Below are 23,546 nucleotides of genomic sequence, written 5' to 3'. Positions count from 1 at the left end.
CAAGCTAAAAAGCTTCCATTTAGCGAAACAAACGACATACTAGGATGCCGTTTGCTTGTTTGTTTCATACATTATATCATAAGGCGATCTGAAGTAGAGAGGCCGTTTACCGTTTTTCTCCGATAATTTCGACCTCAGTGTGCATGTCGATATCGTATTTTTCTTTAATCGTTTTTTGAATGAATGCAATCAAATCCAGGACGTCTTGTGCTGTTGCGCCGCCTGCGTTGACGATAAAATTGCCGTGCATCTCTGAAACCTTTGCCCCGCCGATCTGATGGCCTTTCAAACCAGCCTCATCTACTAGCCGGCCCGCATGTTCAGGCAGCGGGTTTCTGAAGATGCTCCCTGCGCAAGGGTTGGACACAGGCTGCGTTTCTTTTCGGTAGTCTTTGTTTTTCTGCATTTGCGCAACGATCTCATCGCGTTCTTTTTGCTCCAGCTGGAGAACGGCTTCAAGACATATGCCCGGCCGCTCGTTTTGCAGGATGGACGTGCGGTAGCTGAACGCCATCTCTTCATTCGTCAGCCAATCGATCGTTCCGTCTTCAAACAGGATCAATGCTTTCACCAATACCCTGCTGATATCAGAACCGTGGGCTCCGGCATTCATGTAAACCGCTCCGCCGACCGAACCCGGAATGCCCGCGGCAAACTCGAGGCCGGAAAGCCCTTTTTTGCTGATGCCTGTCGCAAGCCTTACGACAGAGTAGCCGCCGCCGACCGTTACTTGCTCGCCGTCGATTTCCATATGGTCAAGCCCCTGTCCGAGCTTGATGACAACGCCTCTTATCCCTTCATCAAGGACAAGAAGATTCGAGCCTCTGCCGATGGCCGTCCACTTGACGCCGTGCTTCTTGATCACCTTCATCGTATCTTTGACAGCTTGAATGTTTTTCGGAACCACCAGCACGTCAGCCGGTCCTCCGATTTTAATCGTAGTATGGTTGCTGAGCGGCTCGTTTTCCAGAACTTTGCCGACTTCAAGTTCTTTTAATTCTTGTATCACCTTATCCATCGAAAACCTCCAAAATCCTTCTGTCTTATCATTTTGCATGATGTTTCAGTTCTTTCAGCACATTGTACAAGCGTTCGGCCGCGTCCGGCACGCCAAGCGACTTCGCGCGGCTCTTCATCTCTTGCAGCGTCTTTTCGTCTTGTAAAATATGATCGATCGCCTGAATTAAGCGGTCTCCATTAAGCTCTGATTCTTTTAAAACGACAGCGGCGTTCTGCTCTCCTAGTGAGCGTGCGTTCACTTCCTGGTGGTTGGCCGTAACGTACGGACTCGGAATCAATACGCTTGGAATACCGAGCGCGGTGATTTCCGCTATTGTCGTTGCTCCCGCACGTGCCACGACGACTTCGAACTCTTTTAAGTACTCGGGCATTTGATGGAGAAATGGCTGAACGACCATATTCGGAGCGGGGCCTTCTTTTTTAAGCGCAGCTGTTACTTTATCATAGTGAACTTCCCCTGTGACATAAAGAACCTGGTAATCCCGCTTTTTTAATTCGTTTTGCATCGCGATAACCGCTTCATTGATCGGAGTGGCACCGCGGCTGCCTCCGAAAATAAGGACCGTTTTTTTGCCTTCTGAAAGGCCCAAAGTGGTCATGGAACGGCCCCCTTTTATAGAGACGACTTCAGACGCCCTCGGGTTTCCTGTAAAAACAACTTTTTCTGCAGGAAAATGCGGTTTCGCTTCATCAAAACAAATGGCTACCTTATCAACATATTTGGATAAAAACTTATTGGTGAGTCCGGGAAGGCTGTTTTGTTCGTGGATAATCGTCGGAATCCCCAGTTTTGAAGCGGCGTATACCACGGGTCCGCACACGTAGCCGCCCGTGCCGATCACCGCGTCGGGCTTAAACCGTTTTAATTCTTTTTTGCATTCTTTTACACCCTTTAAAAAACGCATGACGGTTTTGACGTTTTCAAATGACAGCTTTCTTTTAAAACCCGTAATTTCAATCGCCTTGAAAGGGATCCCTTCCCGCTCGACGATATTTTTCTCCAGGCCTTTTTCGGTTCCGATATATAAAAACTCAACATCTTCATGATGCCGTTTCACTTCTTTAATAAACGCAAGGGCGGGATAAATATGGCCGCCCGTTCCGCCTCCGCTAACAACAATCCGCATCTGTTCTCCCCCTTATTCCTTATGTACACGCCGATAACCCTGCTATCTCGCAACAGGGTTATCGCCAAAATCTAGTATCTAGAATACCTGCTGACATTCAGCAGCACGCCGACCGCCATAAGCATCAAGGTCAGTGATGAACCGCCATAACTTAAAAACGGAAGCGTGATGCCTGTAACAGGAATCAGGCCGGTCACGACGCCAATATTGATCATAACCTGAATCGCTATCATCGAAATGACGCCGACGGCGACAAAACTGCCGTATAAATCGGGCGCACCGAGCGCGATTCTGATGCCTCTCCATAATAGAACGCTGAAGAGCAAAAGAATCAGCGATCCGCCGATAAAGCCGAGCTCCTCTGATAAAATCGCGAAAATAAAATCTGTCTGCGGCTCAGGCAGATAAAAAAACTTTTGCCTGCTCTGGCCGAGGCCGAGGCCGAACAGCCCGCCGGGCCCCACCGCATAAAGAGACTGAATGATTTGAAAGCCGCTCCCCAAAGGGTCCTCCCAAGGGTTCAAGTATGAAGTGATCCTTTTGATCCGGTACGGCGCCGACAGCACAAGGCCGACAAAGCCGCTCAGACCCAGAAGACCGAGAAAAACGAAGTGTGAAATTCTCGCACCCGCGACGAAGATCATAATGATGCATGTGCCGACCATTACGGTTCCTGTTCCAAGGTCAGGCTGCATCATGATGATCAAAAAAGCTGAAAAGACAATACCCAGCGCCGGCACAAAGCCTTTTCTAAACGATGTAATATTCTTTTGCTTTTCAGATAAAAACTTGGCCAAAAATGCGATCATCGCGAGCTTCATAAACTCGGACGGCTGAATGCTGAAAGCGCCGACTCCGATCCAGCTCCTCGACCCGTTCCGTTCCATGCCGATCCCGGGAACAAGGACGATGATGAGCAGAAAGAAACATACTATGATCAGTATTTTCGCATAAGTTCTCCACGTCCAGTAGTCGACATTCATGATGAAAAACATGGCGATGACCCCGATGCCGGCAAATAAAAGCTGCCGTTTCGCAAAGAAAAAGGAGTCGTCGTATTTGTAAGTCGCCCATACTGCACTGGCGCTGTATACCATAATCAGTCCAATTGTTAAAAGCAATAGCGTAATGATAACCAGCAAAAAATCCGGTGACGTTTTTTTTGTTTGCAAAGCCGAACACCCCAAGCTCTAATTCTTAGGGCTATCTTTACGAGACAAGCCCTTATTTAAGCATATGCACGGCGTTTACAAACATGTCACCACGTTCTTCAAATGTTTTGTACTGATCCCAGCTTGCACAGGCCGGGGACAGAAGAATGACATCTCCTTCGTCTGACAGGCTGAACGCCGCAGTTGCTGCTTGTTCAACATTATCGACACGTTTAACCTGTTGTATTCCCATTTCTTCGGCCAGCTTCTCAAACTTCGGTGCGGTCTCGCCGAATGTGATCACCGCTTTGACAAAAGACATATGCGGCTTTAGTTCATCGAATTCATTTCCGCGGTCAAGCCCCCCTGCCAGCAAAATGACCGGCTTTTGAAAGGCGGACAGCGCTTTTTTGGTCGCAAGAATGTTTGTCGCTTTGCTGTCATTGTAAAACAGTCTGTTTTTGATCGTCGCGACGTATTGCATCCTGTGCTTTACACCGGTAAAGCTCGTCAGCACCTTGCGGACGGCCTCATCGGAGACGCCTGCGGTTTTAACAATGCAAAGGGCGGCCAAAATGTTCTCCAAATTGTGCTCTCCCGGCAAAACGACGTCTTCAAGCGGCATGACCGGTTCACCGTTAAACATGATCACGCCGTCTTTCACGCACGCTCCGCGCTCAAGTGTCCGGCGGACCGAAAAATACACCTTCTCCGCTTTTGAACACTCGGCAAGCCGTACGACTGTCTCATCGTCCAAATTGACAACGGCAACGTCTGTTTCCGATTGATTTCGATAGACCTGCTGTTTGGCAAGCTCATAATTTTGGCGGGAATGGTGATAATCGAGATGGGCATCAAATACGTTTAATAACAATCCGATTTTCGGTCTGAATTGATAAGTCCCCATGAGCTGAAAACTCGACAGCTCTGTCACGATCCATTCGTCTCCGCCGGCCTGATTGGCCACTTCGCTTGCCGCCGTGCCGATATTACCAGCAACGAGCGCTTTTTTCGAATCGGCTTTCAGCATTTCATAAACAAGCGTTGTCGTTGTCGTCTTTCCGTTTGAACCGGTAATGCCGATGAACGGAGCATCTGTCAGATGATAGGCAAGTTCAACCTCCGTCCAGACCGGTATGCCCCGCTTCAGCGCTTCTTCGACCATCACGTTTTCATAGCGGATGCCCGGATTTTTAATCAGAATGTCGATCGAATGAAGATCAAACAGTTCCGTCGGATGAGAGCCGCAGACGACTTCCACCCCTTTTTCCGCGAGAATCCGCGCAGGTTCATTCTCCTCAAAAGGCAGCTGGTCATTCACGACAACCTTTACGCCTTTTTCATGAAGGATCGAAGCGGCAGCATATCCGCTTTTCGCCAGCCCCAGTACGAGCACATTTTGATTTTGCAATAAATCTTGAGTATCCACTTATAACCACACCTCGATGTAAATTCCTAAGACGGCAAGCAGAAGTCCCGCTGTCCAAAAAGTGACGACAACTCTCCACTCAGACCATCCGACAAGTTCGTAATGATGGTGAAGAGGGCTCATTTTGAAAATTCGTTTGCCGGTCGTTTTAAATGAAATGACCTGCAAAATGACGGACAGCGTTTCAATGACGAATACGCCGCCGATGATGACAAGCAGGATTTCCAGTTTCGTTAAAATCGCGATCGTCACAATCGCCCCTCCGAGGGCAAGCGATCCTGTATCTCCCATAAAGACTTTCGCGGGGTGCGCGTTAAACACAAGAAATCCCAACACCGCTCCGACAACAGCAACCGCGAAAATGGCGACATCGTATTGCGACTGGTTCCATGCCAAAATTGCAAACGCACCGAACGCGATGGCAGCAGTACCAGACAACAGCCCGTCAAGCCCGTCAGTCAGGTTGACAGCATTTGAACCGCCGACAAGCATAAAGATGACGAGCACCGGATAAATCCAGCCGAAATCAAATGACAGCTCTGTTCCCGGAATGCGGATGTCAGTCGGCAGCCCTTGGAAGTGGTAGACGGCATAGAATACCAGAGCAATCACGATTTGGCCGATCAGTTTTTGTTTGGATGTGAGTCCAAGGTTGCGCTTCATCACGACTTTAATATAATCATCCAAAAAGCCGAGCAAGCCGTATCCAACCGTAACAAACAAGAGAAGGATCATGTTCATGCTGACTTCGGAAAATTTCATTGTCATGACAATGGTCGTCGCGATAATCGACAATATGATCATGACGCCGCCCATCGTCGGCGTTCCCGATTTTTTCTGATGGGATTTCGGACCTTCCTCACGGATGCTCTGCCCGAATTTCAGCCTTCTTAAAAACGGAATGAAAATCGGAGATAAAAGAACGCTGATTAAAAAGCCCATGATAATGGTAAATAAAATTACTTGTTCGAGCATCGTTCTTCTCTCCTTTCCGCGTGATATAAGTAGCAGCATACGCATTTATCATATTCACTGTTTTTTTTCATATGTTGATTTATTTCATCCATCATTTCAACAACTCTTTCCTGTAGTTCTTTTTCGGTTATTTCAGCTCAAGAATGGCTCTTTTGGCCACCTCAGCATCATCAAAATCAAAGGTTTGACCGCCGATCTGCTGATAGGTTTCATGGCCTTTGCCTGCGATCAGGACGACATCGCCTTTTTTGGCGTTTGCAATGGCAAAAAAGATCGCCTGCTCACGGTTGACGATGCTGTGATAGTAAGCCCCTTTTACGCCTTCCTCCATATCGTTTAAAATGGCGAGCGGGTCTTCGCTTCTCGGATTATCGGCTGTAAAGACCGGTTCATCGGCAAGGTCAACGGCAATTTTCGCCATTTTCGGACGCTTCGTCTTATCGCGGTCCCCTCCGCAGCCGACGACGACAAACAGCTTTCCTTCCGTTAAGCCTCTGCACGTGTTCAAGACATTTTCGAGGCTGTCAGGAGTATGGGCATAGTCGACGATTACCGGAAAGTCCTGGCCGGCGTCCACAAGCTCAAATCTTCCTCTGACGCCTTTCAGCCCTTCAATTCCTTCTGTGATCGTGGCAAACGGGATATCCGCTGCTAGTGCGATCCCCGCGGCCGTTAAAACATTGTAGACGTTAAAGAGGCCGACAAGCGGAATCGTTACTTGTGCAGTACCTTTGGGCGTCACCAGATCAAAGGTTGTCCCTTTCGGAGCCATTTTGATATTTTCAGCCATGACATCGGCATCGTTTTGAATTCCGTATGTCAAAAGGTGTGCTGACGTCACTTGGGCGAAATACGCTGAAGCAGGGTCATCCGCATTCAGCACGGCCCACTTCGGTGTATCGTGGTTAAAAGATCCGCCGAGCTGAGAGAAAAGCAGACTTTTCGCATGTTTATATTCTTCCATTGTCCGGTGGTAGTCAAGGTGGTCCTGAGTCAGGTTCGTAAATGCGGCGATATCGTAATCACACCCGTGGACCCGGCCCATGTGGAGAGCGTGTGAAGACACTTCCATGACGGCTGTATCCACATCCTGATCAACCATTTTTCTAAACGTTTTTTGAAGTGTGACGCTTTCCGGCGTCGTATTTTTTGCATCGAACGTTTCGTCATGGATTTTCGTGTACATCGTGCCGATCAGTCCTGTGCGGCTCCCGGCTTTTCTAAAGATCTCCTCCACCATGTGAGAAGTCGATGTCTTGCCGTTTGTGCCTGTAATGCCGATCAGCTTCAGCTGCTTCGTCGGCTGTCCGTAAAAGGCGTCCGACAGCACGGCAAGCGCTCTCTTCGTATGGCGGACGATGATCACCGGCACATCGGCGTCAACTTCCCTTTCCGCCACGATAGCGGCAGCCCCTTTTTCAGCGGCTTGCCGGGCGTAGTCATGCCCGTCGACTGTATAGCCTTTTATACAAACAAAAAGACTCCCTGTCTTGACTTCCCTGGAGTCCATCTCAATTGAAGTTATATCAGGGTCTTCTTGGCCGGCATAGGAAGGTGCATTTTTTAAATATGTAAGAAGCTTTGTTAATTTCATCGTATCAAACCTCTCAAGTCTAATCATTCTTCATTCGTTGTCATATGTTCCTGCGTTGATTAACCGCACGAGCTGCATGCAGACATACAGTTCATATTTTAGCGTAAAAAAGAGGATACATCCAGCTAATCCTTTAAAATCTATATATTTTTTAGGAGGAACGGCCCCCGGACATCAGCCGGTTGCCGCTCCTTATCATGATCCGAATTAATCAGAGGCTCCGTCTTTATTGTCAAGGTAAATGCGAATGGTCGATCCTTCTTTTACTTTTTCGCCCGGCTTAGGGGACTGCTGAACGACGACATCGCCTTTTCCGGAAGCTTTCAGCCTGAGGTTGATCAGCAATGGTTCAAGCTCTGTCACGGAAAGCCCTATAAGGTTCGGGACCTCGATCAGCTTTTTGTCCAGCCATTGATATTTGCGTTCAATCTGATCTTTCCGCTTCTTAACGCCGAGCTGTGGAAGGCTGTCTCTCATGATGTTTCCGACGATCGGCGCTGCAACTGTACCCCCGAATTGAATCGTGCCTTTCGGATTGTCGACGGCGACGTAAACGACGATGCTCGGATCATCTGAAGGAGCCGTTCCGATAAACGAGACGATGTGATTGTTTTTTAAATATTTCCCGTCCTTGACTTTTTGCGCCGTACCGGTTTTGCCGCCCACCCGGTAGCCGTCGACAAAAGCGTTCCGCCCCGTCCCCTGGGCGACAACGCTCTCCAGCGCGTACCGGATCTGTTTCGATGCCTCTTCAGAAATCACTTTTCTTTTGGCGATCGGCGTCTGTTTTTTCACTGTTTGTTTTGTTACGGGATCAATCCACTCTTTGGCAATATACGGCGTATACAGCGTTCCGCCGTTGACAGCTGCAGAAACAGCTGCGACCTGCTGGATCGGTGTCACCGATACCCCCTGGCCGAAAGCGGTTGTCGCCTGCTCTACAGGACCGACGCGGTCAAGCGGGAATAAGATGCCCGTTCCTTCGCCTTGTAGATCGATCCCGGTTTTTTGTCCGAAGCCGAAATTTTTAATGTAGCTGAACAGTTTTTCTTTGCCGAGCCGCTGACCAAGCTCAACAAATCCCGGGTTGCACGAATTTTGGACGACTTCAAGAAACGATTGTGCGCCGTGTCCGCCGCGCTTCCAGCATTTCAGCCTTGCGCCGTCCACTTCAACGGAACCCTTATCATAGAAGTGATCTTTTTGGAGGTTGACTTTGTTCTCTTCCAAAGCTGCGGCAAGCGTGATGATTTTAAAAGTCGAACCGGGCTCATATGTGCTCCATACAGGCAAGTTCCGATTATAGACTTTAGGATCGATTGATTTGTAGTTTGCGGGGTCAAAGTCCGGCCGGCTGACCATCGCCAATATCTCCCCGTTTTTCGGGTTCATCGCAACACCGACCATTCCGTCCGGGTTATACTTCGCTTCTGCGATATCAAACTCCCGCTCCATAATCGTCTGCACCTTTGAATCAATCGTCAGCTTCATATCAAGCCCGTCTTTCGGCGGTGTATAGTCATCCGCCTCCCCCGGCATCCTCTTGCCTTTTGCATCAGAATAAAATTTCACATAGCCCTTTTCACCTTTCAACTCTTTGTCATAAAAAGCTTCGAGGCCAAGCAGACCCTGGTTGTCAATGCCCGCGAATCCGAGCACATGGGACAGATAGCTGCCGAACGGGTAATGGCGGATCGAATCTTCTGCAATGTATACGCCTTTCAAGTTGAGATCTCTGACTTCTTTTGCTTTCTCATGGGAAATTTTCCGGCCCTCGGGATTAATCCTTTCAATTGACGTTTTTTTCGTGACATGTTTGTACGCTTTTTCTTCCGACATATTCAACACGCTGGCCAGCAGTTTGCTCGTTTTGATCGGATTTTCAACCTGCCTCGGTACAACCAAAACCGATGGCGCGCTTTGGTTTGTCGCCAGCTTGACGCCGTTCCTGTCCAATATTTCGCCCCTTTCCGGCTCAAAAGGAAGGTTCCGGCTCCACGAATCTTTAGCTAATGTCGTCAGTTTATCCCCCAGAACGAACTGAACGTATCCGAGCCTTGTATCAATAATCAAAAAGATGATCACACCAAAAAGCAGAACGAATATTAAACGTTTTCTGACCGTTACATTGGAAACGCGCAAGAGACCGTTCACTCCTTATTTAGGCTTGTTTCATTTTATGCCTTGGAGCGTTTTGATAGAACGGCCCTTATTTTTATATGCTCAGGAGGCGCCGCGCCCAAACGGAAGGCTATCGACTCTGAGCCGATAGCCTTTTAGACGGGATCTATTCGTTTTTCAATCTGACTTTTACGACCGAGTTGGCTTTTAATTCTTTGCCTGCTTTTACATTTTGGCTTTTCACATAACCCTGGCCGCTCGTTTCGATATGAATGCCTGCCATGGCGCCGAAGCGGAGAGCGTCACGCTTTGACCAGCCCGTCATATCAGGCAGTGTGATTTTCCCGTCGGCCTTCAGGAAGACCCTCTGATTCGGCAGGACGGCTTCTCCCGCTTTCGGGTACTGTTCTTTCACAGCCAAGCCATCGCCGATCGTAACCGGAACAAGGCTGCTGTTTTGCGCCTCTTTTTCGGCGGATTTGGCTCGTTTGCCGGTGAAATCAGGCATTTCCAGCTGTTTTTCTTCCTGCTTTTCTTCTTTTTTGGTCTCTGTCGGTGTGATATTTAAATAGTGAAGACTGTTTTTCATCACCGGATTGAAAATTTTTGATACCGGAGCAGAACCTGTTTCCGTAGCCTTTAATTGCGGCTGCTGTACGGCTACATAAACGAGAAGCTGCGGATCGTCCTTCGGCGCCATGCCCATGAAGGAGAACACGTAGTTTTCGCGGCCGGTCAAATATCTGCCGTCTTCTCCGGCAATTTGCGCCGTACCGGTTTTTCCGGCGACATCAAATCCTTCGATCTTGTACGGCTTCCCCGTCCCTTTATCAGATGTGACGACTTTTCCCAACAGGTCGCGCACTTCTTTTGCCGTTTTGGCAGAGATCGGCTGTCCGACTTTTTCCGGTTTATTTTGATAAATCGTTTTGTTTTTGTCAGAATCAACGACATGATCGATGACATAAGGCTTCATCATTTTTCCGTTATTCGCGATCGCTGTCGCGGCCTGAAGCTGCTGGATCGGCGTGACCGCTGAACTTTGACCAAAGGCAGTTGATACTTTATCACGCAAATATTCAAAATTGATTTTGCTGTTCGCTTCTCCAGGCAGGTCGATGCCCGTTTTGTCGTAAAAATGGAACTTCCGCAAATATTGATTGAAGCGGTCTGTGCCGAGTTTATCATTGGCAAGGATCGCAAACGCGACGTTTGAGGAGCGTTCAACACCTTCATTAAATGTGATCGGGCCCCAGCCGTTGCCGCCATTATGGTCTTTAATCGGCTTATCTTTTTTAGACACCGAATATGATCCAGACTTGTATTGTTCTCCTCCATTATATACGCCTTCTTGGATGGCTGCCGCCAATGTGAAAATCTTCATCGTCGAGCCTGGCTCAAAGCTGTAGGAGACAAGGTCGTTGTAATAGTTCGTGACATCGCGCACGTTCGGGTTGAAGCTCGGCCTTTGCCCCATCGCGAGCACTTTGCCCGTTTTCGGATCAACGACCGCCGCCATAATCTTCTTCGGCTTGTATTCTTTTTGGACGGTCGTCATGCTGTCTTCCAAAAACGCCTGGATTTTTTGATCGATCGTCAAATACACGTTGTCTCCGTTGTTTGGCGCTTTAATATTTTCGTTGCTGTTCGGCAGGCGCCAGCCCGTTCTGTCGGTGTCGTACGTCATGTATCCGTCCGTTTCTTTCAAATAATCGTTGAGCGTTTTTTCAAGGCCCATCATGCCTTGCATTTCACCTGTTTTTGCGTTGATCTGCGAATAGCCGATGAGATTGGAAGCGAAGATTCCGTTTGGATAGTAGCGCTTCGTATCGCGGGTGAACACGATGCCAGGCAGCTTCAGCTTTTCGATTTTTTCTTTTTGGGCATATGTCAAATCCCGCCCCGCCGATCCGAATTCAACCTGAAACGCTCCTTTTTTATTGAGAATATCGAGCACTTTCCCCTCATCCATACCGAGAATCGGCGCAAGCTTCTCAGCCGTCAGCTGCTTGTTTTTCACGTATTGAGGTTCCATCTTTTTGCTCATAATCGCGACGAGCTTGTATGTCGAAGTGTCTTCGGCAAGCACTTTTCCGTTCCGGTCAAGGATCGATCCCCGGTGGGCTTCGATCGTCCGCTTTTTCTCATACTGTTCGTTCGCCTTCTGTGCAAGAACTTCGCCGTTCACTTTTCCCGTCGCTTGAATAAACGCAAATCGTCCTACGATAACAAAGAAAAAGAGGGCAAAACAAATACTGAGTATTGCCGCTCCTCTGTTCATGAATTTATTTTTTTTCGGCATTGTGCATCATTCCTGTATGTCTTTCACTTTTTTATCACCTAATTTAAGGCCTTTTTTCCGGGCGATGTCCATGATACGGTCCGGCTCTTTCAGCATATCGGCTTCTTTTTCGAGGTCACCAACTCTGCTGCTTTCCGTTTCAACCTTCTTTTCGAGCTTTTGAATTTCAATATTGGTCTGATACGCGGCAAAAGCCTTTGAAATCATAAAAAGTGAAGCGCTGAGTACAGCCAGGGCAAAAAGCACAATCAGTACCTTTTCCCCAAGCGTTATCGATGCTCTTCTCCGGATGATAACGGATTGTTCTGCACTGTTTGTCTGTCGTTGCTGTTTTTCTACTTTATAAGCCAAATTGCTCATAGACTGATGACCTCCTTTTAATTCGTACAGCTCACTCTCGTGCTTTTTCCGCGATGCGCAGCTTCGCTGAGCGCGCACGGTTATTGTGTTCAAGCTCCTCTTCAGAAGCTGTGATCGGCTTTCTGTTGACTAACTTTAATTTCGGTTCAAACTCCTTGGGGATCACGGGCAGTCCGTGAGGCAGTTCAGGAGGCGATGACATCTCTTTAAATGTCGATTTGCAGATCCGGTCTTCCAGCGAGTGGAACGTGATGACCGATACCCTTCCGCCCGGCTTCAGTACCTCAATCGCCTGTAAAAGCGCTTCTTCAAACACTCTCAATTCATCGTTTACCGCAATTCGAATCGCCTGGAAGATCCGTTTAGCCGGATGCCCGCCGCTTCTTCTTGCCGGTGCGGGAATCGCCTCTTTGATGATATCGACAAGCTGGCCTGTTGTTTCAATAGCCGATTGTTCTCTTGCTTTTTCGATTTTCCTGGCGATTTGCTTGCTGAACTTCTCTTCTCCGTATTTAAAGAAGATTTTCACGAGATCCTCATAAGGCCATTCATTGATGACTTCCTTTGCCGAAAGGCCCGCCGACAGGTCCATTCGCATATCAAGAGGTGCATCATGATGATAGCTGAAGCCCCTTTCAGGTGTATCCAGCTGAGGAGATGAGACGCCTAAATCAAATAAAACACCGTCCACTTTCGTGATGCCGATTTCGTTTAGACGGTCTTTTAAATACCGAAAATTGCTTTTTATGAAAACGACTTGTCCTTCATGATCCGCCAGTTTTTCCTTCGCGTGGCGGAGTGCGGTTTCATCCTGGTCAAAAGCGACCAGCTTTCCTTTTTCAGACAGCTGTGAAAGCAAATATTCGCTGTGACCGGCACCGCCTAATGTACAGTCTACATATGTACCGTCTTCTTTTACATTTAAACCGTCAACTGTTTCTTTTAATAATACTGTTGTATGCTCAAACATTTCTTTACTAGTCCCACCTTTATTCAAATGAACTGATTGCAGAAGCGCCGCATGCGCAAAGATTCATTATATATCAAATCCGATCATGTTTTCAGCTATTTCGGCAAATGAATCTTCCTGCTCTTCTACGTATTGTTCCCAAATCTCTTTGCTCCACAATTCAATTCGATTTGAAACTCCGATGACCACGCATTCCTTCTCAAGCTTTGCATAATTTAAAAGCGGTGATGCAATGTTGATCCGGCCCTGCTTGTCCAATTCGCATTCGGTGGCTCCGGAGAAAAAAAAGCGGGTAAAAGCGCGTGCATCTTTCTTCGTAAGAGGAAGAGCCTTCAGTTTTTCTTCGATGAGTTTCCATTCGGACATCGGGTAGCCAAACAGGCACTGATCAAGCCCGCGCGTCAGAACGAACTGCTCGCCGAGGCCTTCTCTGAATTTCGCCGGAACGATCATGCGGCCTTTTGAATCAATCGTATGCTGGTATTCACCCATAAACATGATCTCGGCCCCCACTTTCGTTCCTCAACTCACCACTATCCACCACTTCTCTCCACAAATTTATTTTACACTGTTTTAGAACAAAAAAAAACCCTGAACTACTCAGGGTTTTTTAAAAAATTATTTCAAAGTTTGACAACTTGATGCATGTTTTGAAATGAATATGGCAAATCCTTGTATTTTTCCAAGAAATTCGGACCGTATTTGTTCAAATAATACACGATGTTCCAAATTCTCTCCTGCGGAGCGTCTAAAGGCTTGATGCTCGTTTGAATTTTGTCAAAATCACGCAAAATGTAGTTTTCTCTTTCTTCAATCCTTTTAATAACCGTTTTCTCCAAAAATTCGAGCTGGTCTTGAATGAAGCCTGAGTTTTTTTCTAAAAGGGGGCCGAGGCTCCCATCGATTTCGAGGGCTTCAGCGCGCACAGCGGAATGGATGTTTTCGATTTTTTCTTTCGCCTGTTTGACCGAATCGGTAAAACCGCTCGGAACCTTATCTTCAAAATACTGCTCTTTTTTGGCGCGGGCTCCCTTTTCAATCGATTCACGGAGTTCGATTCCCCGCTCGCCCAGCTTTTTTTCGATGTGCCGCTCAAGGAATGTAACCTGAAGCCTCGGTATGACAGGCGGCATTTTATAGCCCATAACCTGAAAAGCGCCTTTCAGCTCGCCCCAATAATTGATCTCTCCGGGACCGGCGATGAACGCCAATGTCGGAAGAAGGTATTCCTGCATGAGCGGCCTTGTTACGACATTATTGCTGAACGCTTCCGGCTTTTGGCAGATCAAATCGCAAAGCTCTGCTTCAGACCACTGAAGGTGAAGCTCTTTTATAAAAAACGCCCCGTTTTCTTTTTCGATTAAAAAGCGCTCGCCGTCGTGCTCATAAAAAAGGTTCGCATGCTGTGCGGCTCCTTCGATAATCGGTGTGTAGCCCAGTTGTTGCATGAATTCCTGCTGCCGTTTGACAGAATCGGTCAGCTCGTCGTTTCTGTTCAGCAGCTGCCGGAAAAAACGCGCTTCAAGGGCTCTGATGCCCGGGTCGCCGGAATTCAGAAGGATCAGTCCGTCTTGTTCAAACATGCCGGCAACAAGATATTCGAAAAAATCGGTGAAGGAAAGAGACTGCCTTAAACATCGGCGCAAATGGCTGAGAAGATCATTCGTATACTCCGTTTCTTCAAATGAGGCAAAAATCCCGTCCAGCCACTTTTCAGCTTTTTCGGCATCGAGCGCCGTTTTTGACGCCTGGCTTTTTTTCCAGTGAGACTGCGGGAGCTTGTGCTTTTTCACCTTGCCCCCGTCAGAAATGTAGACGTGATTGATTTCTTCCAGATCGTGGTCTTCCCCCGCAACCCAGAATACCGGAATGACCGGAACGTTCAGCTCTTGTTCTTTTTGCTTTGCAAATACAAGGATCGATACGATTTTATGTATAGTGTAAAGAGGACCTGTTAAAAGGCCGGCCTGCTGCCCTCCGACAACGACGACGCTTTTCGGATCGCGAAGCCGTTCGATTGTTTCATTCATGCTTGCCGATTGAAATTTGCTGTGATAGTCGAGCAAATAGTCAGCTAAAGCATCGCGGTCATACGTCCGGGAGGAAAGGTCATCCAAACGGACACTCCAACTTTCATTGCTCAGGCCGTAATCGAAAAACGGCTCTATCTCCTTTTTTCCATTTATATAGTCTCGAACAAAAGGGTTTTGACTTTGTATGGAAAGTTCAGTAAGCTGCATCTTTAGAACTTCCTTTCTCCAGTAAATAGTTAGCTTTCCGAAACGAGTATAGCACGTTCCGCGATTCGGTCAAAAGATTTAGCTCCATTCGTTTTCAAGCGCCTTGATACTGCGATATAAAAAGGTAAGGTGCGGAGCAGACTCCTCTGACTCTTTTGCCCGCTTCAGCAAATAGCCCATGATCGCATCGGCTTCCGTTTTTCTTCCGGCCAGCACATCGGCAAGCATCGAAGACGTGTTGCTTTTTGTCCGGCGGCAAACGGAAAGAACATGGTCCCATGCTGCTTGGCGGTCTTCAAGTTTCAAAATCCGGCTCGCTTCTTCAAAGACGAGCTTCATATAGGCCTCATACATCGGCTCTTCAAGCAGTGCGCCGTTTTCCACCCGCAAAAGAGCCGTCAGCGGATTGATGCACGCATTGACAATCAATTTTCCAGCGAGGGTCTTATACCAGTCTTCGCACCAAATAAAAGGGAACGCTTCATGAACTGAAGCGAGCTCTTTTTTCAGCCGGGAGGCGGATGGGCTTCGGAACGCGCTCCATTTTACGGCCCCTTTTCCCGTGTGCCGGAATGTGCGGTCATCCACCCTGACTGCGCCGTGTTCCACAGATCCCGTATAAATGCGGTGGCCCGTCTGCCATTTATCAAGCACGGGAATATGGGCCATTCCATTTTGCAGGAACATGATATCACGAGGCGCGGCCTGTTCCAGTTCCGGCAGAACGCCTCCGAGCTGATGCTCCTTTACGGCAACAAAAAGAAGATCGCAGTCAGGATCAAGTTCAGTCCTGCCTCTGACGTTCCTGATCATCTCTTGTTCGTCTTCAAGAAGGCGGATTCCCTTTTCTTCAATCGCTTCAGCCTGTTCCTTTCTCCGAGCGATCACCGTCACTTCATGGCCGAATGAAAAATAGTATGCAAAAAGGAGGCCGACCGAGCCTCCTCCGATGACTCCGATTTTCACATGCTCACACCCTGATTTTTTCATATACTGTATATCATAGCAGAAATGTTCGCCGTTGACTTGTAAGTTGTTTCAAATATTCAGAACCATTTCGCTTCATTATATTAGAAAATTTTTATCATTTGGATTTTTTGAAAAAAGCGTTTACAATAGAAGTAGACCACAAACAAGGGGGTAACATAATGGTCAAAGTCGAACGTTTGCTGATCAATTACAAAACGCTTGAAGAATTTAAAAAGTTCAGGGAGTACGGGATTCAAGAGCTTTCCATGCTGGAGGACCTTGAAAGCAACATGATTGAAAACGACAGCAATTCACCTTTTTACGGCATCTATTACGGGGATCGGCTCGTCGCAAGAATGAGCCTGTATAAAGCGGATGGAAAAACCAACCAATACTTTGAAGAAGGCCAGGATTACCTCGAGCTCTGGAAGCTTGAAGTTTTGCCGGGGTATCAGCGCAACGGCTACGGTACGATGCTGGTGGAGTTCGCCAAATCATTCGGACTCCCGATTCGCACAAGCCCGCGTGTCAAATCATCCGATTTTTGGAGCAAGATGGGCTTTACACCGGTTAAATACGATATGGCCCGGGATAAAGGGGAAAATCCGCTCGTTTGGCATCCTGCGAGCGAACCAAATCAAAGTTCTGAATCAGCCTAAATGAAAAAAGCCGGCCGAAAGCGGATGGCCGGTTTTCTATTTTTCAAGTGGCTCGAGATTTTCATTCGGCTCCGGCTGGAGCTTCACCTTTTTGTTTCGTTCGCCTTCCTGAAGAACGACCATTTTTCGGGCTCTCTCCATGATTTCAATCAAGGCTTTATAGTCCTCTTCCGTCAATTCAAGCCGTTTTTTCAGCGATTGATTTTCGCTTCGCAGCTTTTCAACTTCTTGTTTCAGCTCATTGATTTCTTCAGCGAGCTTTTTCTTCTCATCTATAAAGTCTTTTTGAACAGGGGCTTCTTTCAGCTTTTCAAGGTATTGAATAACATCATCGAGCGTCAGATTTTCCGCATTGCTCCCGGAAACCGTTTTGACAGATCCAGGAAGATTCGCAGAATGGACGCCTATTTTTTTGCGCAGCTCTTTACGCTGCTTTTTTGCCAGTTCAATACCTGATTGGTATTGCTTTCTGACAAAGGAATTCCAGCGGAATCCGCAGGCAGCGGCCGTTCTGCTTAAAGCCTTGCCCACTTCTTCAAAGGCTGAAAGCTGTGTGCCGCCTTCCCGAATGTGCCTTAAAACAACCTCAGCCAGCAATATATCTTCATCCTGTGTCCATGCATCCTGCCTTGTAATCGTCAAATGTTATCCCCCTCCATGACTTTATGAATTTACCTCATACATATGCGGCTGATAGAGTAGATAGACTATTTTCTTTACAGGAAATAAAAGGATGAAGGGAATAAAAAAAACACAAGACCTGAAGTCTTGTGTTTTTCATTGTTGACGATTAGTTGCTTTTTACGTCTTTTCCTTTGTATGATCCACATGCTTTGCAGACGCGGTGTGAAAGTTTCATCTCACCACAGTTTGGGCATTCTACCATACCAGGCACTTGCAATTTAAAGTGTGTACGACGAAGTCTTTTTTTCGTTTTAGAAGTTCTTCTAAAAGGTACAGCCATTATTCCCACCTCCTTAAAGAGCGTTAAGATTCATCATCTTGTTTTAAGAGCTTCTCGAGTCCGGCAAGTCTCGGATCGATCCGGTTTTTCCGGTCATCTTCTGTAATGACCTGCCAATCCTTGCCCTCCTGCGGAGCACCTTCTTCTTTTTGAACAGACTCACAAAAGATTTGCATAGGGATCTCAAGAAGGATTTCTTCTTTCACGACCGGAGTCAAGTCGATGAGGTCATCCTCAACAATATGGACGTCTTCATCTTCCAATTCCTCGGTCTTATGAAATATAAACAGTTCTTTTGTAGAAATACTGAATGGATAACGAACATCAACAAGCGTTCTTGAGCAAGGCAAGATCATCTCGCCTGAAATGGTAAAATCAAATGCAGCCTGCTTTGAGCGGAATTCCGCGCGCCCCTTCACCCGCACCGGTGAAATGCTGCGTATTTCCGAGCTTTGAGAGAGTTCGCTTAAATCAACTGTTTCATCAAATTCAAAGTCTTTCTTCGGCATTTGATTCAGCTGATGTATCGTCCATTTCATTGTATCACCTCTGAGTGAGCAACAAACATGATTATAGCTTTCATCATGTTTTTTGTCAATATTTTTTCTTTACAGATATGCGCCTGCGCTTTTCATTCGTTGACATCGTGAACAACAATTCATACACTTAGAAAAAACGCTGTTTTCGCGAGGCGTCTGGACATTCCATGTGTAAATGTATCATAACTATTTCAAGAGATGCAAGAGAGGTGAAAAAATGAAAGCGGTCGGCCTTGTTGTGGAATACAACCCTTTTCATAACGGACATTTATATCATATAAAGGAAGCAAAATCAGAAACGCGGAGCGAAGTGGCAGTTGCCGTTATGAGCGGCTCCTTTTTGCAGCGCGGCGAACCCGCCATCGTCTCAAAGTGGGCGCGAACGAAAATGGCGCTCGCATCTTATGCCGATGTCGTCGTTGAACTCCCTTACATATTCGCCGTTCAAAAAGCGGAAACGTTTGCTGAAGGCGCCGTCGCGATTTTAAATGAGTTAGGGTGTGCTTCTTTGTTGTTCGGAAGCGAGCACGGCGATATTGAGGCGTTTCTCAATACAGCCGCACATACGATAGAGCACGAAGACGGGCTCAACGAAGAAGCAAAAAAACAAATAGCGTTTGGGCTGAGCTACCCGCAAGCGATGGCAAAGGCGTTCCGGGCTGTAACCGGAGACGGCAGAAACATTGTTGACCTTTCAAAGCCGAACAACATACTCGGATTCCATTATGTGAAAGCCATCGTGCAAAAGCAATTGAGCATGAAGCCTGAAACCGTCAAGCGCCGATCCTCGGGCTATCACGATTCGGCCTTCCCGGAAGCGGACCGAATCGCAAGCGCCACAAGCATACGCAAATCGATCTTTGAAATGGGAAGCCTCGCGAACAGCCGCTTCTACCTTCCAAAGCCATCGATCGACGAGCTTGATGAATACGCCCGGACTTTCGGCATGTGGCACTCGCCCGAAGATTATTTCCCCTTTTTGAAATACAGCCTCCATACAATGGATACAGAAGAGCTGAAAGGGATTTATGAAGTGGAAGAAGGACTTGAGCACCGCGCCAAAAAAGCGATCCGAAAAGCAGGCTCATTTAAGGAATACATGGAGCTTTTGAAAACGAAGCGCTATACATGGACAAGGCTGCAGCGCATGAACACCCATATCCTCACAAAAACGAAGAAAGCCGACGTCAAGCGCATGTTAAGCGAACCGTATCCGGCATACATCAGACTTCTCGGCATGACAAAAAAAGGACAGGCCTATTTAGCGGAAAAGAAAAAAAGCTTGAGCGTACCCCTTATTACAAAGACGGGATCTTTTTCCCACCCTTCCCTTCAGCTCGACATAAAAGCGGGTCAAGTATACAGCGCCCCGCTCAAAGAGCCGGGGCGGACGATGCTGACAGAGCAGGAATATTCCCTTTCGCCGATCAGATATGACGAAGACAGCCGGATATTTTTGCGCAAATAAAACCGCCTGATGTTGCTCATCAGGCGGTTTTCACTTTATCTTCCAAATAATGAATCGCATCATCCATCGTGTCGACAGGGACGATTTTCATATCGGTTTTAATATCTTTTGCCGTTTTGACCGCTTCTTCGTAGTTAGATCCTTTTTTTCCGCCTTCGTTCGGAGCAAAAAAGATGTCGGCTCCCGCCTTATCTGCGGCAACGACTTTCTGGCTGATGCCGCCGATCGGACCGACTTTGCCTTCGTCATCGATCGTTCCGGTTCCCGCAATATGGTGTCCTTTCGTCTCGTCTTCTTTTGTCAGCTGATTATAGATCTCCATTGACATCATCAGCCCCGCCGAAGGACCGCCGATGTTTTCAATGTCCATATCGACCTCCGGCTTCACCTTGACATTGCGGTCTGTGATGAGGGATACGCCAAGCCCGGCTCTCTTCGGATCTTCTTTAAATGTTTTCAGCTTCATCTCATATGTTTTTTCTTCTTTATCCCGTTCAACTACGATTTTCACGGGGTCTCCGGCTTTTTTTGATTCGATGTAGCGGACGAAGCTCTCCGCTGAACGGAACGTTTTTCCGTCAGCTTTTTTAATTTTGTCTCCGACTTGTATTTTTCCTTCTGCAGGCATGCCGCTGACGACCGTCATGGCATATACGCCGTTAAACGTGTAGCTGACTTCTTTTCCGGCCCGCTTATAAGCGGCGATCATCGCATTTTCCTGGGAATCTCTCATCATTTGCAGCTGGCGCTTCATATATTCCTGATCAGATTCGCCTTCTTGTTTGAAATTTTCTTCCGGAAGAATTTCGTGATAAGGGCGCACTTTTGCCCACATGTATGTAAGCGGATTTGCAGGGCCGACTTTCACTGTCATTAAAGAAAAGCTCCCTTTTTCAGGATAGCCGTTATCAACTTTAATTAAAGGTTTCAGCTCAGTCGCTTCGCCGGGTTCTGTGATGTAATAAGGCAGCTTCACAAATGACAGCGCGGCCGTGATGATAACGATCAGTAATGCGATGCGTATAATTCTTTTTTTCAGCATGTATATGTAACCCTCCATCTTTATTTTCACCGGCTCACATCTTCGGTCCGGTTCCAAATTTTCAGCCTGCATGAATTCACAGATGTATGCCATACCTTCTATTGATGCTTATTAAGGAGAAGGGCTTCAGCAAGTCTCAAGCAGCTTCCGGTTCATTTGTATCGCCGATCTGCAATCTGGTGGTCTAAAATGAGGACCAGCCTTCGTATAATGATAAAGAAGTTTCACGGAGAAGGCTTCCGCACAAATCGGGCAAGCTTTTCGTTTATTTTATCATGATCCTGTTTCCAATGTGTATTCACAGCCGCAAAGGGGGTTAGAAATGGACATGTCAAAGGTAAAGACACTTATGATTGCCGTTTTGCTGCTTTCGTTTACAGCCGCCGTCATCACCCATCCGCAAGAATCATTTGACGCTTCTAAAAGTGGACTTGCCATGTGGTGGGAGGTCGTATTCCCTTCCCTTTTGCCTTTTTTTATTTTATCAGAGCTCTTGATCGGATTTGGTGTCGTCAGGTTTGTCGGGCTGCTGCTAGAGCCTTTCATGAGACCGGTGTTCCGCGTTCCCGGCGTCGGAGGGTTCGTGCTTGCGATGGGAATGGCATCAGGAAATCCGGCCGGTGCAAAACTGACTTCAAGGCTGAGACAAGAGCGGCAGATTTCACGGGTCGAAGCAGAGCGGCTCGCTTCGTTCACCAACTCATCTAACCCGCTGTTTATTTTCGGAGCCGTTGCGGTCGGCTTTTTCCATAATCCTTCTCTCGGCGTCGTGCTTGCGGCAGCCCATTATTTGGGCAATTTCGCAGTCGGGTTGACGATGCGTACTTACGGAAGAAAAGAAGAGAACCGCACCGCTGTGCGAAAGAAGCTTCCTTTGCCTTCTATTAAAGAAGCCTTAAAAGCGCTCCATCAGGCAAGACTTGAAGAAAAGCGGCCGCTCGGCAAACTTTTGAGCGATGCTGTCATCTCTTCTGTCCAAACGCTGTTAATGGTGGGCGGCTTCATCATTCTTTTTTCGGTTTTTAATAACATTCTTTCTGTGATGCACATCACCGACATTCTTTCGCACGCCACACGAATGATTTTGACTGCTCTTCAATTCCCCGGTGATTTTGATAAACCGTTATTATCGGGATTGTTTGAAATTACGCTCGGCAGCAAACTGGTCAGTGCTACGGATGCGGCGCTTCTCCAGCAAGCGGTGATTGTCAGCTTTATTTTGGGTTTCAGCGGCTTCTGCGTTCAGGCGCAGGTTGCAGGCATTCTTGCTGAAACCGATATTCGCTTTAAGCCGTTTTTTATCGCCCGCATCCTCCAGGGCATTTATGCAGCGATCTTTGTTCTTATTCTTTGGAAGCCTCTTTATACATCGTTCTATTCTCCGACGGAGCCGGCCTTCTCCTTTCTGACGGCCGGGAAAACGGAATCTTTCTTTCTGCAGATGTGGAACGCGTTGGCAGAGATTGGTCCGCTCCTTACGATCGGCACCCTTCTCATTTACAGCATTCTTTATGCCAAATCTTACGCCCCTGCTAAAAAATGAGCAGCCGGTTACGGCCGCTCATTTTTTGCAAACTTTTTTTCAAGTGCAGCCTCGACCGCTTCCGGCACGAGTTCTGCGACTGAACCTTTATATTTTGCCACTTCTTTGACAATGCTTGAACTAAGGAATGAGTATTGGTTATTCGTCATCATAAAAAACGTTTCAATATTTTCATCAAGCACTTTGTTCATCGAGGTTCCCTGCATCTCGTATTCAAAGTCAGATACCGCTCTAAGCCCTCGCAGGATGACGTTCGCCTGCTTGCTCTTTGCATAATCAATCAATAGCCCCTGGAAAGATTCCACTTGCACATTCGGGATATCCTTCGTCACTTCGCGAAGCAGCCCACAGCGTTCTTCCACCGTAAACAGCGGCTTTTTCGAAGAATTGTTCAAGACGCATACATACACTTTGTCAAACACTTTCGCCCCGCGCCTGATGATATCCAAATGTCCAAAAGTCACCGGATCAAAACTTCCGGGACAAACGGCAATGCTAGCCATCCCCATTCCCTCTCTTTCTGTATATGGTCACGCCTGTTAAGCCGTATATTTCCTGACGGGCAAGCTGAAGTCCGCCCGCCTCGGTCGGAAGGATAACTTCCTTCCCATGCTCAGCTACAATAAAACCTCTGTCAGTCAGCATATCCGCTTCATCAATCTTCGATAAAAGCGCTTCCAGCTTTTGTTCTCGATATGGCGGGTCCAAAAAGACGGCGTCAAAGCTTGCGCCCCTTTTCACCAGCGCATGGAGAGCCCGTTCAGCGTCATTCCTGTATACCTCGGCCCGTTTTTCCAAGCCCAGTGTTTTCAAATTGCCTTTTACGGTTTGAATCGCTTTAAAATCACGGTCGACAAAAATGAAGCGGTCAAACCCCCGCGACAGCGCTTCAATCCCCAATCCGCCGCTTCCCGCGTACAGATCAAGACCCGTGCCGCCTTCAAAATACGGGCCGATCATATTAAAGATGGATTCCTTTACTTTATCAGTCGTCGGCCTTGTCGACGTGCCGGGAACCGCTTTTAAGGCACGTCCCTTATACGTCCCAGAAATCACTCTCATACTTCCACCAC

At 47.4% G+C, this 23,546-nt stretch carries 22 protein-coding genes; 3 read left to right on the top strand and 19 right to left on the bottom strand.

The features are described from left to right. Positions 1–106: 106 nt before the first annotated feature. The 13 genes from murB to MHH76_RS08525 form a co-directional block, all read right to left on the bottom strand. Positions 107–1,018, bottom strand: a complete 912-nt coding sequence (murB, locus tag MHH76_RS08585; protein WP_020451303.1) for a UDP-N-acetylmuramate dehydrogenase — start codon at positions 1,016–1,018, stop codon at positions 107–109. A 28-nt stretch (positions 1,019–1,046) separates the two neighbouring features. Then, entirely contained in the window at positions 1,047–2,147 is a 1,101-nt protein-coding gene (gene murG / locus MHH76_RS08580; RefSeq protein WP_020451302.1) for an undecaprenyldiphospho-muramoylpentapeptide beta-N-acetylglucosaminyltransferase, read from the bottom strand. Positions 2,148–2,218: 71 nt separating this feature from the next. Then, the gene (gene spoVE / locus MHH76_RS08575) at positions 2,219–3,319 is read right to left on the bottom strand and encodes a stage V sporulation protein E (RefSeq protein WP_020451301.1); all 1,101 of its coding nucleotides are present in this window, start codon (positions 3,317–3,319) and stop codon (positions 2,219–2,221) included. Between the two features lie 52 nt (positions 3,320–3,371). Continuing rightward, positions 3,372–4,727 (bottom strand): UDP-N-acetylmuramoyl-L-alanine--D-glutamate ligase, encoded by a 1,356-nt coding sequence (murD, locus tag MHH76_RS08570; protein ID WP_020451300.1) that lies wholly within the window; start codon positions 4,725–4,727, stop codon positions 3,372–3,374. Continuing rightward, the gene (gene mraY, locus MHH76_RS08565; RefSeq protein WP_020451299.1) at positions 4,728–5,702 is read right to left on the bottom strand and encodes a phospho-N-acetylmuramoyl-pentapeptide-transferase; all 975 of its coding nucleotides are present in this window, start codon (positions 5,700–5,702) and stop codon (positions 4,728–4,730) included. Positions 5,703–5,829: 127 nt separating this feature from the next. Further along, positions 5,830–7,296: a UDP-N-acetylmuramoyl-L-alanyl-D-glutamate--2,6-diaminopimelate ligase gene (locus MHH76_RS08560; RefSeq protein WP_020451298.1), complete on the bottom strand. Its 1,467-nt coding sequence runs from the start codon at positions 7,294–7,296 to the stop codon at positions 5,830–5,832. Between the two features lie 207 nt (positions 7,297–7,503). Continuing rightward, positions 7,504–9,438: a stage V sporulation protein D gene (locus MHH76_RS08555; RefSeq protein ID WP_020451297.1), complete on the bottom strand. Its 1,935-nt coding sequence runs from the start codon at positions 9,436–9,438 to the stop codon at positions 7,504–7,506. Positions 9,439–9,583: 145 nt separating this feature from the next. Beyond that, positions 9,584–11,719 (bottom strand): penicillin-binding protein, encoded by a 2,136-nt coding sequence (locus MHH76_RS08550; RefSeq protein ID WP_020451296.1) that lies wholly within the window; start codon positions 11,717–11,719, stop codon positions 9,584–9,586. Between the two features lie 6 nt (positions 11,720–11,725). Beyond that, the gene (ftsL, locus tag MHH76_RS08545) at positions 11,726–12,079 is read right to left on the bottom strand and encodes a cell division protein FtsL (protein ID WP_020451295.1); all 354 of its coding nucleotides are present in this window, start codon (positions 12,077–12,079) and stop codon (positions 11,726–11,728) included. Positions 12,080–12,110: 31 nt separating this feature from the next. Beyond that, positions 12,111–13,049, bottom strand: a complete 939-nt coding sequence (rsmH, locus tag MHH76_RS08540; RefSeq protein ID WP_020451294.1) for a 16S rRNA (cytosine(1402)-N(4))-methyltransferase RsmH — start codon at positions 13,047–13,049, stop codon at positions 12,111–12,113. Positions 13,050–13,115: 66 nt separating this feature from the next. Then, positions 13,116–13,547: a division/cell wall cluster transcriptional repressor MraZ gene (gene mraZ / locus MHH76_RS08535; protein ID WP_009328555.1), complete on the bottom strand. Its 432-nt coding sequence runs from the start codon at positions 13,545–13,547 to the stop codon at positions 13,116–13,118. Between the two features lie 125 nt (positions 13,548–13,672). Further along, positions 13,673–15,289, bottom strand: a complete 1,617-nt coding sequence (gene bshC, locus MHH76_RS08530; RefSeq protein ID WP_020451293.1) for a bacillithiol biosynthesis cysteine-adding enzyme BshC — start codon at positions 15,287–15,289, stop codon at positions 13,673–13,675. Positions 15,290–15,367: 78 nt separating this feature from the next. Then, positions 15,368–16,255: a 2-dehydropantoate 2-reductase gene (locus MHH76_RS08525; protein ID WP_026579764.1), complete on the bottom strand. Its 888-nt coding sequence runs from the start codon at positions 16,253–16,255 to the stop codon at positions 15,368–15,370. Between the two features lie 182 nt (positions 16,256–16,437). Between MHH76_RS08525 and MHH76_RS08520 the strand changes: the two genes are divergently transcribed. After that, positions 16,438–16,917 (top strand): N-acetyltransferase, encoded by a 480-nt coding sequence (locus MHH76_RS08520; protein WP_020451291.1) that lies wholly within the window; start codon positions 16,438–16,440, stop codon positions 16,915–16,917. Positions 16,918–16,953: 36 nt separating this feature from the next. Here MHH76_RS08520 and gerR read toward each other — a convergent pair whose 3' ends face one another. From gerR to MHH76_RS08505, 3 genes are all read right to left on the bottom strand, one after another. Beyond that, entirely contained in the window at positions 16,954–17,559 is a 606-nt protein-coding gene (gene gerR / locus MHH76_RS08515; RefSeq protein ID WP_020451290.1) for a sporulation-specific transcriptional regulator GerR, read from the bottom strand. A 148-nt stretch (positions 17,560–17,707) separates the two neighbouring features. After that, on the bottom strand, positions 17,708–17,881 hold the full coding sequence (rpmF, locus tag MHH76_RS08510) for a 50S ribosomal protein L32 (RefSeq protein WP_003181522.1): 174 nt from the start codon (positions 17,879–17,881) through the stop codon (positions 17,708–17,710). A 23-nt stretch (positions 17,882–17,904) separates the two neighbouring features. After that, the gene (locus tag MHH76_RS08505) at positions 17,905–18,420 is read right to left on the bottom strand and encodes a DUF177 domain-containing protein (RefSeq protein ID WP_020451289.1); all 516 of its coding nucleotides are present in this window, start codon (positions 18,418–18,420) and stop codon (positions 17,905–17,907) included. 217 nt (positions 18,421–18,637) lie between these two features. On the opposite strand from MHH76_RS08505, the gene MHH76_RS08500 reads away from it, so the two are divergent. Continuing rightward, positions 18,638–19,888 (top strand): nucleotidyltransferase, encoded by a 1,251-nt coding sequence (locus MHH76_RS08500; RefSeq protein WP_020451288.1) that lies wholly within the window; start codon positions 18,638–18,640, stop codon positions 19,886–19,888. A gap of 19 nt (positions 19,889–19,907) precedes the next feature. Here MHH76_RS08500 and MHH76_RS08495 read toward each other — a convergent pair whose 3' ends face one another. Further along, complete coding sequence (locus MHH76_RS08495) at positions 19,908–20,930, bottom strand: SepM family pheromone-processing serine protease (RefSeq protein ID WP_020451287.1); 1,023 nt, start codon at positions 20,928–20,930, stop codon at positions 19,908–19,910. A 322-nt stretch (positions 20,931–21,252) separates the two neighbouring features. On the opposite strand from MHH76_RS08495, the gene ylbJ reads away from it, so the two are divergent. Then, the gene (gene ylbJ / locus MHH76_RS08490) at positions 21,253–22,473 is read left to right on the top strand and encodes a sporulation integral membrane protein YlbJ (RefSeq protein WP_020451286.1); all 1,221 of its coding nucleotides are present in this window, start codon (positions 21,253–21,255) and stop codon (positions 22,471–22,473) included. 8 nt (positions 22,474–22,481) lie between these two features. Here the strand turns inward: ylbJ and coaD are convergent, their stop codons facing one another. Further along, positions 22,482–22,976, bottom strand: a complete 495-nt coding sequence (gene coaD, locus MHH76_RS08485; RefSeq protein WP_020451285.1) for a pantetheine-phosphate adenylyltransferase — start codon at positions 22,974–22,976, stop codon at positions 22,482–22,484. Then, positions 22,969–23,535, bottom strand: coding sequence for a 16S rRNA (guanine(966)-N(2))-methyltransferase RsmD (rsmD, locus tag MHH76_RS08480; RefSeq protein WP_020451284.1), 567 nt, complete (start codon positions 23,533–23,535; stop codon positions 22,969–22,971). The genes coaD and rsmD overlap by 8 nt, the downstream gene beginning before the upstream one ends. Positions 23,536–23,546: the final 11 nt, after the last annotated feature.

Source organism: Bacillus sp. FSL L8-0193, from assembly GCF_037976065.1.
Lineage (GTDB): Bacteria > Bacillota > Bacilli > Bacillales > Bacillaceae > Bacillus > Bacillus paralicheniformis.
The sequence above is the reverse complement of the archived record's forward strand: the minus strand, read 5'-3'. Positions and strand labels throughout refer to the sequence as shown.